The organism is Paenarthrobacter nitroguajacolicus, assembly GCF_007786235.1.
Lineage (GTDB): Bacteria > Actinomycetota > Actinomycetes > Actinomycetales > Micrococcaceae > Arthrobacter > Arthrobacter nitroguajacolicus_A.
Map to the genome: position 1 here is coordinate 1 of NZ_VNFK01000042.1, position 1,635 is coordinate 1,635.

The window sequence follows — 1,635 nt, forward strand, 5'->3', positions numbered from 1 at the left end:
AGAGCATGAATTTCTAAACACTAAGTGTTTGAAACCATTTTTAAAGACTCTCGAAAGAGAACTTTTAAAAATGGTATCCCGTAGGGGAGTCGAACCCCTGTTACCGCCGTGAAAGGGCGGTGTCCTAGGCCTCTAGACGAACGGGACACTGGATATTGAAGAACTTGGGAGTTCTTCGTCTCTTTACTTTTCTAAACCTAATCAATCTGTGTGGACACTCATCGTGACTATCTTCGTATAAGGAGGTGATCCAGCCCCAGGTTCCCCTAGGGCTACCTTGTTACGACTTCACCCCAGTCATGAACCACAAAGTGGTGAGCGTCCTCCTCGAAAGGTTAAACTACCCACTTCTTTTGCAGCCCACTCCCATGGTGTGACGGGCGGTGTGTACAAGGCCCGGGAACGTATTCACCGTGACATTCTGATTCACGATTACTAGCGATTCCGACTTCATGGAGTCGAGTTGCAGACTCCAATCCGGACTACGACGCACTTTTTGGGATTCGCTCACTATCGCTAGCTTGCTGCCCTCTGTATGCGCCATTGTAGCACGTGTGTAGCCCTACTCGTAAGGGCCATGATGACTTGACGTCGTCCCCACCTTCCTCCGGTTTATCACCGGCAGTCTCCCTGGAGTTCCCGACATTACTCGCTGGCAAACAAGGATAAGGGTTGCGCTCGTTGCGGGACTTAACCCAACATTTCACAACACGAGCTGACGACAGCCATGCAGCACCTGTCTCAGAGCTCCCGAAGGCACACCTGTGTCTCCACTGGCTTCTCTGGATGTCAAGAGTAGGTAAGGTTCTTCGCGTTGCATCGAATTAAACCACATGCTCCACCGCTTGTGCGGGCCCCCGTCAATTCATTTGAGTTTTAATCTTGCGACCGTACTCCCCAGGCGGTCTACTTAACGCGTTAGCTCCGAAAGCCACGGCTCAAGGCCACAACCTCCAAGTAGACATCGTTTACGGCGTGGACTACCAGGGTATCTAATCCTGTTTGCTCCCCACGCTTTCGCATCTGAGCGTCAGTGTCTGTCCAGGGGGCCGCCTTCGCCACTGGTATTCCTTCAGATCTCTACGCATTTCACCGCTACACCTGAAATTCTACCCCCCTCTACAGCACTCTAGTTCACCAGTTTCAAATGCAGTTCCGAGGTTGAGCCCCGGGCTTTCACATCTGACTTAATGAACCACCTGCATGCGCTTTACGCCCAGTAATTCCGATTAACGCTCGCACCCTACGTATTACCGCGGCGGCTGGCACGGAGTTAGCCGGTGCTTCTTCTGTTGCTAACGTCAAGATGCGCAGCTATTAACTACACACCCTTCCTCACAACTGAAAGTACTTTACAACCCGAAGGCCTTCTTCATACACGCGGCATGGCTGCATCAGGCTTTCGCCCATTGTGCAATATTCCCCACTGCTGCCTCCCGTAGGAGTCTGGACCGTGTCTCAGTTCCAGTGTGGCTGATCATCCTCTCAGACCAGCTAGGGATCGTCGCCTTGGTGAGCCATTACCTCACCAACTAGCTAATCCCACCTAGGCATATCTTGACGCGAGAGGTCCGAAGATCCCCCTCTTTGGCCCGTAGGCATTATGCGGTATTAGCCATCGTTTCCAATGGTTAT

The 1,635-nt window shown here is 51.9% G+C and carries 1 tRNA gene and 1 rRNA gene; both read right to left on the bottom strand.

Annotated elements, in window-relative coordinates:
- Positions 1-71: 71 nt before the first annotated feature.
- Positions 72-147 (bottom strand) — tRNA-Glu (locus tag FQP90_RS22870).
- A 91-nt stretch (positions 148-238) separates the two neighbouring features.
- A 16S ribosomal RNA gene (locus tag FQP90_RS22875) occupies positions 239-1,635 on the bottom strand; the annotation flags it as partial.